This is a genomic window from Corallibacter sp. (assembly GCF_048381695.1).
GTDB lineage: Bacteria > Bacteroidota > Bacteroidia > Flavobacteriales > Flavobacteriaceae > Corallibacter > Corallibacter vietnamensis.
Map to the genome: position 1 here is coordinate 368,341 of NZ_JBLXHI010000002.1, position 14,545 is coordinate 382,885.

13 protein-coding genes are annotated in these 14,545 nt (G+C 34.6%); 5 read left to right on the top strand and 8 right to left on the bottom strand.

Annotation, left to right across the window (positions count from 1 at the left end; genetic code table 11):
* Positions 1–49: 49 nt before the first annotated feature.
* Both pckA and ACN5J3_RS05465 read right to left on the bottom strand, forming a co-directional pair.
* Entirely contained in the window at positions 50–1,666 is a 1,617-nt protein-coding gene (gene pckA / locus ACN5J3_RS05460) for a phosphoenolpyruvate carboxykinase (ATP) (RefSeq protein WP_417290634.1), read from the bottom strand.
* 63 nt (positions 1,667–1,729) lie between these two features.
* Positions 1,730–2,122 (bottom strand): DUF423 domain-containing protein, encoded by a 393-nt coding sequence (locus ACN5J3_RS05465; protein ID WP_418511045.1) that lies wholly within the window; start codon positions 2,120–2,122, stop codon positions 1,730–1,732.
* Between the two features lie 80 nt (positions 2,123–2,202).
* Between ACN5J3_RS05465 and ACN5J3_RS05470 the strand changes: the two genes are divergently transcribed.
* Entirely contained in the window at positions 2,203–3,567 is a 1,365-nt protein-coding gene (locus tag ACN5J3_RS05470; protein WP_417290632.1) for a saccharopine dehydrogenase family protein, read from the top strand.
* Between the two features lie 76 nt (positions 3,568–3,643).
* On the top strand, positions 3,644–4,114 hold the full coding sequence (locus ACN5J3_RS05475) for an Lrp/AsnC ligand binding domain-containing protein (protein WP_417290631.1): 471 nt from the start codon (positions 3,644–3,646) through the stop codon (positions 4,112–4,114).
* A gap of 205 nt (positions 4,115–4,319) precedes the next feature.
* Here the strand turns inward: ACN5J3_RS05475 and ACN5J3_RS05480 are convergent, their stop codons facing one another.
* The 3 genes from ACN5J3_RS05480 to ACN5J3_RS05490 all read right to left on the bottom strand — a co-directional run bounded on the left by ACN5J3_RS05480 (position 4,320) and on the right by ACN5J3_RS05490 (position 8,744).
* Positions 4,320–5,015, bottom strand: a complete 696-nt coding sequence (locus ACN5J3_RS05480) for a zinc metallopeptidase (protein ID WP_417290630.1) — start codon at positions 5,013–5,015, stop codon at positions 4,320–4,322.
* A 78-nt stretch (positions 5,016–5,093) separates the two neighbouring features.
* A complete protein-coding gene (locus tag ACN5J3_RS05485) occupies positions 5,094–5,618 on the bottom strand; it encodes a hypothetical protein (RefSeq protein ID WP_418511046.1) in 525 nt (174 codons plus the stop codon).
* Between the two features lie 135 nt (positions 5,619–5,753).
* Positions 5,754–8,744: a leucine--tRNA ligase gene (locus tag ACN5J3_RS05490; protein ID WP_418511047.1), complete on the bottom strand. Its 2,991-nt coding sequence runs from the start codon at positions 8,742–8,744 to the stop codon at positions 5,754–5,756.
* A 131-nt stretch (positions 8,745–8,875) separates the two neighbouring features.
* Here ACN5J3_RS05490 and ACN5J3_RS05495 point away from each other — a divergent pair, with 131 nt between their 5' ends.
* The 3 genes from ACN5J3_RS05495 to ACN5J3_RS05505 are packed head-to-tail and all read left to right on the top strand — an operon-like array spanning position 8,876 to position 10,404.
* On the top strand, positions 8,876–9,754 hold the full coding sequence (locus ACN5J3_RS05495) for a cell division protein FtsX (protein WP_344726422.1): 879 nt from the start codon (positions 8,876–8,878) through the stop codon (positions 9,752–9,754).
* Between the two features lies 1 nt (position 9,755).
* The gene (locus ACN5J3_RS05500; RefSeq protein ID WP_344726424.1) at positions 9,756–10,130 is read left to right on the top strand and encodes a hypothetical protein; all 375 of its coding nucleotides are present in this window, start codon (positions 9,756–9,758) and stop codon (positions 10,128–10,130) included.
* Positions 10,131–10,140: 10 nt separating this feature from the next.
* Complete coding sequence (locus tag ACN5J3_RS05505) at positions 10,141–10,404, top strand: DUF3098 domain-containing protein (RefSeq protein ID WP_344726426.1); 264 nt, start codon at positions 10,141–10,143, stop codon at positions 10,402–10,404.
* Position 10,405: 1 nt separating this feature from the next.
* Here the strand turns inward: ACN5J3_RS05505 and ACN5J3_RS05510 are convergent, their stop codons facing one another.
* Genes ACN5J3_RS05510 through ACN5J3_RS05520 form a run of 3 tightly spaced genes read right to left on the bottom strand, consistent with a single transcriptional unit; the run spans position 10,406 to position 14,511 of the window.
* Positions 10,406–11,533, bottom strand: a complete 1,128-nt coding sequence (locus ACN5J3_RS05510; protein WP_418511048.1) for a glycerate kinase — start codon at positions 11,531–11,533, stop codon at positions 10,406–10,408.
* A gap of 10 nt (positions 11,534–11,543) precedes the next feature.
* Positions 11,544–13,187, bottom strand: coding sequence for a sodium:solute symporter family transporter (locus ACN5J3_RS05515; protein WP_418508586.1), 1,644 nt, complete (start codon positions 13,185–13,187; stop codon positions 11,544–11,546).
* 4 nt (positions 13,188–13,191) lie between these two features.
* The gene (locus ACN5J3_RS05520; protein ID WP_418511049.1) at positions 13,192–14,511 is read right to left on the bottom strand and encodes an MGH1-like glycoside hydrolase domain-containing protein; all 1,320 of its coding nucleotides are present in this window, start codon (positions 14,509–14,511) and stop codon (positions 13,192–13,194) included.
* Positions 14,512–14,545: the final 34 nt, after the last annotated feature.

A 14,545-nucleotide genomic window follows, 5' to 3' on the forward strand; every position in this document is an offset into this window, starting at 1 on the left:
AAGCGACTCTAATGAGCCGCTTTTGTAAGAAAATTAGTTTACTTTTTATTTAAAAAGCGTATCGTTGCGGACCGCCTCTTCTTATTTCTTCATTAGCGTAACTTTCAAACTTCTTAAAGTTTTCTCTAAATGCATTTGAAAGCTTAAATGCTGCAGTGTAATAAGCTTCATCATCTTTCCAAGTTGCTCTTGGGCTTAAAACCTCTGTTGGCACACCTGGACAAGTTCTAGGTTGTGCTACACCAAACACTGAATGAATGTGATAATCATCATATGAATACAACCCTAAATCACCGTTAAGTACAGCATTTATCATAGCACGTGTATACTTCAATTTCATTCGGGTACCAACGCCATAAGGACCACCTGTCCAACCTGTATTAACCAACCAAACATTCACACCTGCTTCTTTCATTTTTTTGCTTAACATCTCTGCATATTTAGTAGGATGTAATGGCATAAATGGTGCTCCAAAACAGGCTGAAAAAGAAGGTTGAGGTTCTTTTACTCCAGCTTCAGTACCAGCAACTTTTGCTGTATACCCAGAAATAAAGTGATAAGCAGCCTGGCTTGGTGTAAGTTTTGAAATAGGAGGCAATACACCAAAAGCATCGGCTGTTAGAAAGAATACATTTTTAGGATTTTTTCCTATTGACGGTTGCTGAATGTTGTTGATATGATGAATTGGATAACTAACACGCGTATTTTGAGTAATAGATGTGTCTTCAAAATTCACATCTCCATTATCATTAAGAATTACGTTTTCTAATATAGCTCCTGGCTTTATCGCATTATAAATGTCAGGTTCGTTTTCTTTAGATAAGTTAATTACTTTAGCATAACATCCGCCTTCAAAGTTAAAAACGGTGTTTTCGTTAGTCCAACCATGCTCATCATCTCCTATTAGTTTACGGTTAGGATCTGCTGACAACGTTGTTTTTCCTGTTCCTGACAACCCAAAAAAGATAGCTGTATCTCCAGACTCACCTACATTGGCACTACAGTGCATTGGCAATGTATTTTTAAATACTGGTAAAATAAAGTTAAGAGCAGAAAAGATTCCTTTTTTAATTTCACCTGTGTAACCTGTACCTCCAATAAGTGCTATTTTTCTAGTAAAATCTAGTATAGCAAAATTGTGTTGACGTGTTCCATCTACTTCAGGATCTGCCATAAAACCTGGAGCGTTTACAATTGTCCACTCTGGTGTAAAGTTTTTTAACTCATCTTCAGATGGGCGTAAAAACATATTATACGCAAACATGTTACTCCAAGGGTACTCATTAATAACGCGTATATTTAGTTTATAATTTTCATCTGCACATGCATAGCTGTCTCTTACAAAAACTTCTTTTTCTGATAAGTAATCAGTTACTTTATTGTATAGTTTTTCAAAGGCATCCGAATCAAACGGAATGTTGATATCTCCCCACCAAATACGATCTTTAGTAACATCGTCTTTTACTATAAATCTGTCTTTTGGAGAGCGTCCAGTAAATTCTCCTGTATTAATTGCTAATGCTCCTGAAGATGCCTCAACACCTTGTTTTTTTTCAATAGCAATTTCATGAAGTTTTTCTGGGGATAGTTGATAGTTTACTTTAGCATTCTTAATTCCGTATTGTTCTAACGAAATCGATTTCGTTGCTTGGGTATGATCGACCATAATTTCTTTATGTTGTTTATAGTGCAAAATTATAATATTATTTTAAAGTACACACTAAAAACCTTATTTATCAGCAGGTAGTTTTAAAAAGCTTATTAACAAAACACACCAAGAAACAACTAATAATGAGCCACCTACAGGCGTTATAAGCCCTATTGTTTTAAAATCAAAACTTGATAAATCATTGGTTGCTAGCCCATAGATTGAGCCCGAAAAAAACACAATTCCTAGGATTACTAAGTACAGTATGGTTTTTTTTGCTTTTGGTGTTATTAGAGTTGTGCCTCCTACAAATAATAATAACAACGCATGATACATTTGATATTTTACACCTGTTTCAAATGTTTGTTGTGCATCAACAGAAATAAGTTTCTCTAGGCCATGCGCTGCAAAAGCGCCTAAAATGATGCTTAAAATTCCTAAAATGGCTCCTGTTATTAATATTTTTTTATTCATATCAAATAATGTATTGCGTTTTTTAATACACTTTCTATTTAGTAAATTCGTGCTTACAAATTTACTCAACAAATCCCACTATGCGAAAGATTTTAGTTATTGGTTCAGGAAAATCTGCATCATACCTTATAAAATATTTACTAGATCACTCAGTAAAAGAAAACCTATTAATAATTGTTGGCGACATTAATTTTAGCCATGCTAAAAAGCTAACAAACAATCATGAAAACGCTCAAGCTATAATGCTTGATGTTTTTGACAAACAATCACGCGAAAGCGCTATACAAAATGCCGATATTGTAGTTAGTATGCTTCCTGCTAGATTTCATATAGAAGTTGCTAAAGACTGTATTACATTTAATAAGAATATGGTAACCGCTTCATACGTTAGCGATGAAATGCATGCTTTAGATAAAGCTGCAAAAGATAAAGGCCTTGTATTTATGAACGAAATAGGCGTTGATCCAGGTATTGACCATATGAGCGCTATGAAAGTTATTGACAAGATTCGTGCGAAAGGCGGTAAAATGTTATTGTTTGAATCATTTACAGGTGGGCTTGTAGCTCCTGAAAGTGACAACAACTTATGGAATTACAAATTTACTTGGAACCCGAGAAATGTGGTTGTAGCAGGACAAGGTGGTGCTGCAAAATTCTTGCAAGAAGGCACCTATAAATATATTCCTTATAACAGGCTATTTAGACGTACAGAGTTTCTTGATGTAGAAGGTTACGGACGTTTTGAAGCTTATGCCAACAGAGACTCTTTAAAATACCAAAGTGTTTACGGACTTGAAAATATAAAAACACTATATCGTGGCACTATGCGCCGTGTTGGTTTTAGCCGTGCTTGGAATATGTTTGTTCAACTAGGTATGACAGATGACAGCTATACTATTGAAGATAGCGAAAATATGAGCTATCGTGATTTTGTAAATAGCTTTTTACCTTACAGTCCTACTGATTCTGTTGAACTAAAGTTTAGGTACCAACTAAAGATAGATCAAGATGATATTATTTGGGACAAATTAATAGAGTTAGATTTATTTAGTTCTAAAAAAATGGTTGAGCTTAAACAAGCAACACCAGCTCAAATACTTCAAAAAATATTAATGGATAGTTGGGCACTTGCAGAAGACGACAAGGACATGATTGTTATGTACCATAAGTTTGGCTATGAATTAGACGGAAAAAAACATCAAATAGACTCAACTATGGTAACTATTGGTGAAGATGACACCTATACTGCTATGTCTAAAACAGTAGGTTTGCCTGTTGCTATAGCTACATTAGCTGTGCTAAATAAAACTATAACAACTCCTGGTGTACAAATACCTATTACAAAAGAAGTTTATGGTCCTATATTGGAAGAGCTAGAAAAGTATGACATTACTTTTAAGGAATATGATGTTCCTTATTTAGGCTATAACCAACTGCATGTATAATCATTAAGTTGCTTATAAATATTGTACCTTTAATTACATATTTAGCGTAAAAATCACTCATTTATTAGCCTAAAGTATGAAACTAATAAACCAAAACATACAAATTGACGGTATTGATAAAAAGATACTACGTGCTTTAATGGAAGACGCTAGAACCCCTGTTTTAGAAATAGCAAGACAGGTTGGCATCTCTGGCGCTGCTATTCATCAACGGTTAAGAAAGTTAGAAAAGTCTGGGTTGCTAGCAGGTTCTAAATTTGTTATTAACCCAAAGACTTTAGGCTATACCACTATGGCTTTTATAGGTATTTACCTAGATAAAGCTATGAGTAATCCTGAAGCTGTAAAACAATTACAAAAAATACCAGAAGTTTTAGAGTGCCATTATACTACGGGAAATTGGAGTATTTTTATTAAGATACTGTGTCGTGATAACGAGCATTTGATGCAGGTATTAAATAAGGATATACAATCTATAAGTGGTGTTTCTAGAACCGAAACATTTATTTCATTACAACAACAAATAGATAGACAGATTAAGATATAGGTATTCGTGATTTGTTACGAATGTCACCTATGGTTTATATGAATATAACCCCAAGTTAAGTCGGTACAAAGTCGGCATATACTCGGCTTATAGTCGGCATATACTTGGTATACATCTAAAGTATATTGTATTAAAATCTTGCTTTACTCCATAAAAAAAACCCTTTCAACAGTATTGAAAGGGTTTTATATTTTGGTTTAAATTTTTAGTCTCTTCCTCCAAACACTTGTAATGCCCAATATAGCAATGACGCCAAGGCTCCTATTGCTGCTACAAGATAAGTTCTGGCAGCCCATTTTAGTGCATCTTCAGAGCCTTTATACTCTTCAGGGGTTACCATGTTTTTTGCTTTTAACCATGCTAGTGCTCTATTACTGGCATCGTATTCTACAGGTAGTGTAATGAAGCTAAATAAGGTTGCAAAGCCCATAAATAGTAATCCAGCAACAGCTACCCAATATCCTAATCCTACTCCAGCAGCTGCTCCTAATACTAAACCACCTATTACTAACCATTGTGACATACCAGATGTAGCACTTACAATAGGTACTAATGCTGAACGCATACCTAAAGCGCTATAAGCTTGTGCATGCTGTACGGCATGACCACACTCGTGTGCGGCAACTGCGGCAGCGGCAGCGTTTGCTTGATTATAAACTGGCTCACTTAAGTTTACTGTTTTGTTTTTAGGGTTGTAATGGTCTGTTAATTGACCTGAAACCGAAATAACTTCGACATCATAAATACCGTTATCTGCTAACATCTTTTCAGCAATCTCACGTCCTGTCATGCCATTACGTAATCTTACTTTAGAGTATTTAGCAAATTTTCGTTTTAATTGATTACTTACTAACCAACTTACTAGAGCTATGGCTCCTATTAATATATAATATCCTATCATTGTTTCTTCTTTAGTTATGTAAATTTAAAGATATATTGCAAAAAATAAGCCAAATTTACGTTAAGAAATTTTGTCAGTTTACTGTTTTATTAGGTGTGCTTTTTGTACTACCAAGATTGGGTATGAGAGAACTTGAGTTGCTTGCTCATCATTAGATTCGGATTCTCTTTGCTTTGTTTTACTTGCAAATGTAATTTCGAAATCCATGCTATTTTTGTAAAAACGTTCTGTGGTAGTAAGTATGTTGCCTTGAACTTCGAACATGGCGTATAGCGTGTGATCTATAAGTTGCGCATCTAATAAAATGCCGTTGTTTTCATCTACAATATATTGCCCTTTTTCTTTGTCTTGTTCTATAAGATTGTAATGGCGTTCTTGGCGGTCGCCATTCATAATATAAACCAGCATATATTGATATTTACCCGAAGTATCTGTTGGGTTTAAATGAAACTCCATTTGTATGGTTTGCTTTATGTTTTGGTTAGTGATATGCAGGTCGCCTTTGTAAACTCCGTAAAAATCTTGTGGGAATTGTAGCGAATCATTTTGTGAAAGAGCTGATAAAGACAAACATAAAACTAATAGCGTAACAAGGTATTTCATATTGTTGGTTTTAAGAGTTAAAGATAATGAACTTGATGTGTTTATTTTTTAAGGCATAAAAAAAACACTCAAACTGTCAAAAATGATTTATGACAGCATGAGTGCTTAAAGTATTACAATAAGGATATACGCTGTTTATCCTACAATGTTTACAATTTTACCTGGTACTACAATGACTTTTTTAGGTGTGCGCCCTTGTAGTTGTTCTTGTGTTTTCTCGTGAGCCATTACTGTTTTTTCGATATCGTCTTTTGACATATCTAAAGGCAACTCTAACGTGAAACGCATTTTACCATTAAAAGAAATTGGGTAGTTTTTACTACTTTCTACCAAGTGTTTCTCTTCAAATTTAGGGAATGGTTCCGTGGCTATACTTTGTGTATTTCCTAATTGGCTCCATAGCTCCTCGGTAATATGCGGTGCATAAGGCGATAGCAATACTAATAACGGCTCTAACACAGCTTTGCTTGTACATTTTTGTGTAGTAAGCTCGTTTACGGCAATCATGAAGGTAGATACCGATGTATTGAACGAGAAGTTCTCTATATCTTCCTCGACCTTTTTTATGGTTTTATGCAAGGTTTTTAGGTTGTCTTTTGTTGGCTCTGCTTGGTTTACTTTACTACCGTTATCATCGTTGTAAAGTTTCCAAAGTTTTTTAAGGAACCCATGAACTCCTGTAATACCAGCAGTATTCCAAGGTTTTGCTTGCTCTAATGGCCCAAGAAACATTTCGTAAAGACGTAAACTGTCTGCACCATATTGCTCGCAAATGTTATCAGGGTTTACGACATTGTATTTGGACTTGGACATTTTTTCGACCTCTCGATTTACTTTAAAAGTACCATCTTCTTCTGTAATAAAAACTGCATCTTTAAATTCAGGTCTCCAGTTTTTAAAAGCTTCGGTATCTAATTCATCTGAAGCGTTAACGAAAGATACATCTGCATGTTTATCATAAAAGAAAATATTAGGTCTTTCTTTAAATTTACCAGACTCTAGAAGTTCAATTAAACTCTCGTAATCACGATCATTTTTGATTAAATTAGATAATAAATCTTCTACTTTACTTAAATCTTTACTTAAATCATCTGACATATATATATGTTTAAAATATATAGATGCTGTTGGCGTATCCTCTGTTAAATCACTTTCATTTTTATATTCAAAAACAAAGTTTAATTGTTTAACAAAAGCACTCGTCCCAAGTATCATTCCTTGGTTTATGAGTTTTTTGAACGGCTCATCAACGCCTACAAAGTTTCTATCTTTTAAAAACTTGGTCCAGAAACGCGCATACAATAAATGTCCTGTAGCGTGCTCGCTACCACCAATGTATAAATCTACGTTTTCCCAATATTGAAGTGCCTCTTCGCTAGCAAATGTGTTACCGCGATTGGCTTGTTCTTCCATATAACGGAAAAAGTACCAAGAGCTTCCTGCCCAACCTGGCATGGTGTTAAGCTCTAGTGGGAATACGGTTTTATCATCAATTTTATCATTGCTTACTACTTGGTTTGACTGTGTATCCCAAGCCCAAACATCTGCGCGACCTAATGGCGGCTCACCGCTTTCTGTAGGTAAATATTTTTCTACGTCTGGTAAGGTAATAGGTAAGTGTTTTTGCTCAATCATTTGCGGCATACCATTTACGTAATATACCGGGAATGGCTCGCCCCAATAACGCTGACGACTAAATACAGCATCACGTAAGCGGTAGTTGGTTTTTCCTTCGCCTTGCCCAATTTGTTCAAGCTCAAAAATGGCGCGCTTGGTTGCTTTTTTATAGTTCATTCCGTTAAGGAAATCGCTATTGGCAATGATGGTATTATCTTTATCAGCAAAGGCTTCTTGGCTAATATCTACACCTTCAAAAATGTTAGGGATATCAATATTGAAATGTTTTGCAAAATCATAATCACGCTGGTCGCCACAAGGTACTGCCATTACAGCGCCAGTACCATAGCCAGCCAATACGTAATCGCCAATCCAGATAGGAATAGGCTCTTTTGTAAACGGATGCTCGGCATAAGCTCCGGTAAATACACCTGAAATAGTTTTTACGTCAGCCATACGGTCACGCTCGCTACGCTTTGCTGTTGCCTGAATGTAGGCATCTATATCAACCTTTTGCTCTGGTGTTGTTATTTTGGTTACTAGCTCATGCTCTGGTGCCAATGTCATAAAACTTACACCAAAAATGGTATCAGGTCTTGTTGTGAATACCTCGATAGTTTCATCGTGATTTTCAACATTGAAAGTCACACTTGCTCCAACCGACTTTCCTATCCAGTTACGCTGGCTTTCTTTTAGAGAGTCTGTCCAATCTATAGTATCTAACCCTTGAAGTAATCGTTCTGCATAGGCAGAAATACGCATACTCCATTGGGTCATTTTTTTTCTAATTACAGGATGTCCGCCACGCTCTGACACGCCATTAACGATTTCATCATTTGCTAAAACTGTACCTAAAGCTGGGCACCAGTTAACTTCGGTTTCTGCTAGGTATGTTAGTCTATATTGCAATAATATTTCTTGTTGCTTTTCAGAAGAAAAGTTGTTCCACTCATCAGCAGTAAAGCTTATGATGTTATCATCACACACCGCATTGATGTTGGTGTTTCCTTCAGAAGAAAATTTAGCAATCAAGGTATCTATATGTTCAGCCTTGTTGGTATCGTTGTTATACCAAGACTCAAAAAGCTGAATAAAAATCCATTGTGTCCATTTGTAATACTCTGGATTACTTGTGCGTACTTCTCTGCTCCAATCAAAAGAAAAGCCAATTTTATCTAATTGCTTTCTGTAGGTAGCAATGTTGGTTTCTGTAGTAATTGCTGGATGCTGGCCTGTTTGAATAGCATATTGTTCAGCCGGCAACCCAAAGCTATCATAGCCTTGCGGATGTAGTACATTAAATCCTTTATGACGCTTGTAACGTGCATAAATATCTGAAGCAATATATCCTAATGGATGCCCAACATGAAGTCCAGCACCTGATGGATACGGAAACATGTCTAACACATAATATTTAGGTTTGTCGCTCGTATTCTCTGCTTTAAACGTTTGGTTTTCTGCCCAATATTTTTGCCACTTGGCTTCGATTTCGTTGAAATTGTATGTCATCCGAATGAGTTTCTGCGTTTTTTTGAAAGCGCAAATTTACGGTTATTATAACAATGTTGAAAGTTTCAACGTTATAAACCTTAAGGGAATAAATATCTTTTATATTTTTACAACATTAACTAATTCGTTTTATGAGTTCATCGTTTGAAAAGTATCAAAAACGCCGATTGATATCTTCGTATTTTTCTGTCGTATTAAGTATCGCTTTAGTATTGTTTTTACTAGGCGTTTTAGGCCTTTTGGTATTAAATGCTAAAAAGGTATCCGATCATTTTAAAGAGCAAGTTGTTGTAACAATTTACCTAAAAGATTCAGCAAAAGAGGTTGAAACCAAGCAGCTAGAAAAAAGTCTTGCTATGGCAGATTATGTAAAATCTACCGAATATGTCTCAAAAGAGCAAGCCGCAGAATCTATGAAAGCCGAAAACGGTGAAGATTTTATGGACTTTTTAGGGTTTAACCCATTACTAAACTCTATTGATGTGCATGTAAAAGCTGATTTTGTTACCGCAGAACAGTTAGAGAAAATAGCAGAAGAAGCCAATAGTAAAAGCTTTGTTGATGAAGTGCGCTATGATAACGACTTGGTAACCCTTATGAATAACAATGTAAAGAAAATTAGTTTTTGGATATTGGTTTTAAGCGGTTTGTTTACCGTGATTGCTGTACTACTAATAAACAGCTCGATAAGGCTATCTGTTTACTCAAAACGATTTACTATAAAAACCATGCAAATGGTTGGTGCTACTAAACAGTTTATAAGACGTCCTTTTGTATGGAAAAGTGTAAGACTAGGAATTATAGGCGCTATTGTAGCTCTAGGCGGTATGGCTGTAGTTTTATATTATATAAATAAAACTTTTCCAGAACTTAATTTATTACAAAACCCTGTACTAATAGGCTTATTGTTTGCTGGTATCTTTTTGCTAGGTATTGTTATTACTTGGATAAGCACATTTATTGCTACCCAACGTTTCTTGAATTTGAAAACCGACCAACTGTATTACTAGTATGAAAAAAGGTCTTATTATAATAAGCACTCTGGTTATAATTGGCTTTTTAGGCTTTAAGCTTTTAGGTTCGCTTGTAATAAACAATACAGAAAAGTCATCTTGCGTTACAGAAACAAGAACAATAACTAAAATAGAAGAAGCTACATCATACGACATTACTTTTGAGACTACTAGCGGACAACGCTACTATATAAATCGTGGATTAGAACGCGGATTAAATTTAGATTCTCTTAACGCAAAAGTTTTAAATAAAACTGTTACTTTGCACTTACCTAAACTTTGGACAGGAGTATCAAGCCATATTTCGCAATTAGCCATAGGCGATACTATAATATTTACAGAGTTTAAGAACAATAACATCACTGAAGACTAAAAATAAGATTATGGGAGAACAGAAAAGAAAAGAAGACTCAAAAGACACCTTTATCTTCGGAAAGAAAAACTATAAGTTTATGCTTATAGGTTTAGCTTGTATTGCTTTAGGTTTTATTTTGATGTCTGGAGGCGGCAGTGATGACCCTAATGTTTTTAATCCAGAGATTTTTAGTTGGAGACGCATACGATTAGCTCCTACATTAGTTTTACTAGGTTTTGGGTTTCAGGTGTATGCTATTTTATTAGACCCTGATAAGCCATCAAAAAGCTAATTTAATCATTAATTACTTCAGAAAACTTTAGTGTTATCTCGTCTAAATATTTGCTGCTATTTTTCATAGCATCATCAATATTTTTGGCATAATTTATAACCGCATCAGCATAAGACACACCAAGTGTTTTTAACGCTGGTTCTGACAAATCTACACTACCACAAAAGGCCGCTGTTTTAATTTGATGCTTTTGAGCCATGTTTAAAACACCTTGAATGGTTTTTCCTGATAAGGTTTGCTGATCTAGTTTACCTTCGCCGGTTATAATCCAATCGGCATTTTTTACTTTAGTATTAAACTTTGCAAGTTCTAAAACAAGTTGTATTCCTGATTGTAAATTACCTCCTAAAAACACCACAGAACCAATACCCATTCCACCTGCTGCTCCAGCCCCAGAAACCGATTGGCTATCTATATTAAAATGACTATCTATATGTTTAGAAAAATGTTTTAAACCTTTGTCTAAAACAAGAACATCTTTAGGCGAAGCTCCCTTTTGCGGTGCATACACATATGCAGCACCATTTTCTCCGTGCAACGGATTGGATACATCACAAGCTATTTTGAAAGCTACATGCTTTAGTTCAGGCAGTACGTTTGTGTCATCAATCTTATCAATTAGAGCTAAATTTTTTCCTATAGGTTTTACTTCGTTATTATCTTTATCTAAAAACTTATAGCCAAGCGCTGTTGCCATACCAATACCACAGTCGTTAGTAGCGCTACCACCAATACCCAGTATAATTTCTTTAGCACCTTTTTTTATTGCGTCTAATATTAATTGCCCAGTACCTAAAGTTGTACTGTGTAAACAATCAAAATCTTCTTTTTCTAAAAGCTTTACGCCAGAGGCTTCAGCCATTTCAATAAAAGCGATTTTTTGCTGTTCGTCATACAAATAAGTAGCCTGTATCGTCTTGAAAAAAGGATTACTAACGTTAACCTTTACCGGTTTTCCTTCCAAATAAAAGTTTATGACATCAATGGTACCATCGCCGCCATCAGCGAGAGGTAGTTTAATAACCTCAACATTTTTAATGCTTTGTTCAAGTCTTTTTTGAACAACCTCACAAAACTGTAAACCTGTTAATGAATTTTTGAACTTATCTGGTGCTAGAATAATTTTCATGGTTTGATATTTAACCTAAAAGTACAGGTAAAAAGTAACTAACAACTAAAATAAGTACAAAGAACGCCAGTAAGATATAAACCTCTTTTATGAAAAAGTCTGACTTTTTAATTTTGAAATCTGTATTAACTTTTTTAGCTGGTATATTTTTAGTTAACGCACTAACTACATAGGCAACAACCAAAGCAATAATTACGCCTGTAAAATTAAGCCAGATCCAGAACACATGAAATCCTAAATCTATATGAAAGATTTCTTGCATTGTTTTAGAGAAAATAAGATTGATAAGCACTGCTAGTATAATACCTGCATTCATACCAATATGATTTATTTTCTTGGAAAAAAACGCTAATAAAAACGTTACTAAAACCGGTCCATAAAATACCGACCCAACAGCATTTATTATTTCTATTACCGCGCTTTTGCTACCACCAAATAAAAATGAACAAGCAATACAAACAACACCCCAAAAGACAACAGATGATTTAGAAATCATCATATACTTTGATTCGCTTAACTTTACGCTACCTCTGTTAAAAAAGTCTTCAACAGTTACCGCAGACAGTGAGTTTACAGTAGAACTTAAAGATGACATTGCAGCTGATAAAATTCCTACCATTAAAATACCTATTAAACCGTGAGGCAAATACTTTATAATAAATACAGGAATCATTAAATCTGCTTTAACACCATTGCTTGCATAGCTTTCAGGAAAAAATGTTTGTGTTGTATTAGCTATTTCTTGTAAGAAATCTGGAGCTATGGTAACCAAACCACCTATAATAAGCCCCATAATACAATATGTTAAAACCACAGGAAACCTTAATAGACCATTGGCAAGTAAAAGTTTTCTGATAGTTCCTTCGTTTTTTGAAGAGAGCAAACGTTGAGCTTGTGTTTGATCGCATCCATAATAAGACACATACAAAAAGAAACCTCCAATAATCATAGGTAATAAACCATACTCATTGCCTTCGCCTATACCAATATTTAAGTCTATAACTTGAAGTCTTTCAGAATTAAAACCATTTGTCAAGCCACCGTGATCCTGTAATAAATCCCACCCATAAAAAAGGCAAATAATAAGCCCTAAAAACAAGATAATCATTTGAATAGCATCTCCCCAAACTACAGCTTTCATACCACCTTGCCATGAGTAGATTATAGTAATCACACTTATAATTAAAATGGTGTACACATAATCAATATTTAAAACTGCTTGTAAGATTATTGCAATCGTGTACACCATTACGCCTGTTCCTAACGCGCGACTTATTTGAAAAACAACACTTAAAATTAATCGCGTTGAAACACTGAAACGTTTTTCTACAAATTCATAAATACTAACTACACCAGACCTGAATAATGGAGGTATAACCACAATCATAATAAAAATCATTGCTAGAGGAACAGCAAACTCAAACGTAAGCCATTTTAAACCACCTCCTAATTTAAGTCCGACAAAGGCTGGTGCAGATATAAAACTAATAGCTGATAATTGGGTAGCCATAGTTGAAAGGCTTAAAGGAAACCATCCTAGTTTTTTTCCTCCTAAAAAGTAATCGCTAGAGTTTTTGTTTTCTTTAAAGAAAAATCCCATTGCAAGGAAAAACACTATATAGCCTAATACAATACTATAGTCTAACCAATTCATATATTTAGTTCTCTTTTTTTAATAAATCAATTAATAAAGCGGCACTCCAAGAAAAATTGTTACCACCATAACCACCATTTCCGTCTTTATGAACTTCTTTTCTCGGATCAAAATACTCATAAAATCCGTTTTTAGTAATTAACTCAATGGTTTCATTTTTAACTCGGGTTGCTAACTCATTATATCCGTAAGATTTAAGTCCGTTATAAACAATCCAATTAAGGTTAACCCAAACAGGGCCTCTCCAATATTTTTTAGGGTTGAATTTATCGCTATCAGGATCAAAAGATGCACATAAATAAAACTCTTCTTTACCAAACACAGTCATTAAGTTATCTATAATCTCTTTTGCTCTGTCAGCATCTGGCACACCAGCAAACAACGGACTAAAAGAAGACGAAGACACATACTTTAATGGTTTATCGTTACGTAAATCATAATGGATGTATGCTTTTAACTCTTTATCATAAAGCTTATCATTAAATGATTTTTTACTTAACGTATTCCACGCTTTTAGTGTGTTTATTTTTTCTGTTTCTCCTCCTATTATTTCATACAAGTTTATCAATGCCTGATTAGACTTGATAAGCATTGCATTAAAAAGCGGATCTTGAATTAAAAACGGAGAAAGCTCTGTTATTTTAGCATCTTCATAGTTGTGAGCTTTTGCTATTTCTATAAGGTGTAAATAATAGTTGTATTCCTGGTTTGATGGTCTTTGAGATGCATCTACATGAGAGGTGTCTCTTCTTTCAAACTCATAAGTAGGAATATCTGTCATGGTTTCCCAAATTTCATCCCACATAGGAGAATTATCTGTACCAGATTCCCAGTTATGGTATATATAAACCAAGCCTTCGTTTTTTGGGTCTCTATGCTCATATAAATGTTTGTGGCAATTAAATACCTGATCAATATGGTTTTTAACAAATGCTAAAACCTCATCTTTATTTTTGTGTATATGATACATTTCTTCCAAAACAAAACCTAAAACTGGCGGCTGTGTTAAACCTGTAGTTTTATGGTCTTTTGGAGCATAAGGGCTTAATTCAGATTTATGAAATTCAGCTCCTGGAAAATATGAATCACTTTCGTTATGAAACACAATATGAGGAATAAAACCATTACTCCATTGCGCATCTAAAAGGGTTTTCACTTCGCTTTTAGCTTTTTCAAAATCATAATGGCAAAGGCCTATAGCTATAAATCCTGAATCCCAATTCCATTGAAAAGGATATAATCCTTCACAAGGAATAGAAAACCCTTTAGGCTGAAAATTATTGTTTAAAACTTGTTTTGCTGAATCTAATAAATTATCTATCATAAATAAGTAAGTTATAGTAATGAATGCAATGGCA

Bases quoted from the DNA above. Each gene is read 5' to 3' on its own strand.
- pckA (WP_417290634.1), bottom strand. From the start codon at position 1,666: ATGGTCGATCATACCCAAGCAACGAAATCGATTTCGTTAGAACAATAC.
- ACN5J3_RS05465 (WP_418511045.1), bottom strand. From the start codon at position 2,122: ATGAATAAAAAAATATTAATAACAGGAGCCATTTTAGGAATTTTAAGC.
- ACN5J3_RS05470 (WP_417290632.1), top strand. From the start codon at position 2,203: ATGCGAAAGATTTTAGTTATTGGTTCAGGAAAATCTGCATCATACCTT.
- ACN5J3_RS05475 (WP_417290631.1), top strand. From the start codon at position 3,644: ATGAAACTAATAAACCAAAACATACAAATTGACGGTATTGATAAAAAG.
- ACN5J3_RS05480 (WP_417290630.1), bottom strand. From the start codon at position 5,015: ATGATAGGATATTATATATTAATAGGAGCCATAGCTCTAGTAAGTTGG.
- ACN5J3_RS05485 (WP_418511046.1), bottom strand. From the start codon at position 5,618: ATGAAATACCTTGTTACGCTATTAGTTTTATGTTTGTCTTTATCAGCT.
- ACN5J3_RS05490 (WP_418511047.1), bottom strand. From the start codon at position 8,744: ATGACATACAATTTCAACGAAATCGAAGCCAAGTGGCAAAAATATTGG.
- ACN5J3_RS05495 (WP_344726422.1), top strand. From the start codon at position 8,876: ATGAGTTCATCGTTTGAAAAGTATCAAAAACGCCGATTGATATCTTCG.
- ACN5J3_RS05500 (WP_344726424.1), top strand. From the start codon at position 9,756: ATGAAAAAAGGTCTTATTATAATAAGCACTCTGGTTATAATTGGCTTT.
- ACN5J3_RS05505 (WP_344726426.1), top strand. From the start codon at position 10,141: ATGGGAGAACAGAAAAGAAAAGAAGACTCAAAAGACACCTTTATCTTC.
- ACN5J3_RS05510 (WP_418511048.1), bottom strand. From the start codon at position 11,533: ATGAAAATTATTCTAGCACCAGATAAGTTCAAAAATTCATTAACAGGT.
- ACN5J3_RS05515 (WP_418508586.1), bottom strand. From the start codon at position 13,187: ATGAATTGGTTAGACTATAGTATTGTATTAGGCTATATAGTGTTTTTC.
- ACN5J3_RS05520 (WP_418511049.1), bottom strand. From the start codon at position 14,511: ATGATAGATAATTTATTAGATTCAGCAAAACAAGTTTTAAACAATAAT.